This is a genomic window from Oleiphilus sp. HI0123, from assembly GCF_001635315.1.
Map to the genome: position 1 here is coordinate 1 of NZ_LWGE01000583.1, position 426 is coordinate 426.

Annotated in this window: 1 protein-coding gene; it reads right to left on the minus strand. The window is 41.3% G+C overall.

All coding sequences use genetic code 11. The features are described 5' to 3' along the window. On the minus strand, positions 1 to 294 hold a 294-nt coding region (locus A3761_RS05315; RefSeq protein WP_156491626.1), incomplete at its 3' end, for a hypothetical protein. Between the last annotated feature and the right edge of the window lie 132 nt (positions 295 to 426).

Here is a 426-nt window from a genome sequence, read left to right on the forward strand (position 1 = left end):
AGTATTACAAATCTGGTGAATACTGCCTTGAAGATCATTACTGGCAAGTCGCAAATCAAAATCCATCACTAAGTAGCGCATGCTGCCATACTCATCAGCATGCACCTGATTAACACTTTCATAGTTGATAAAGCGATACGAGCTATCGGCATTGAAGTGTGATTCCAGACGAGAAGAAAGTTCATCAGCTTCAGCAAGTGCCGCCAATGAAAACATCATGGCAAATAATACCAAGCCTTGTAGTATTGACTGTAGGCTCTTATTAGACTTTCTTTCTTCCAGGTTCCAGATCATATTTCACCACGCTCTTCGTTTAGGTAGCTCTAGTTTAACGAAGAGGGTGCTTAAATATTAGTCTGTCAGCAATGGTTTTACCCTTGTTTACACTTGCTCAGACTTTAAGCTTCTCGGTGAAAGGAGGCCAAC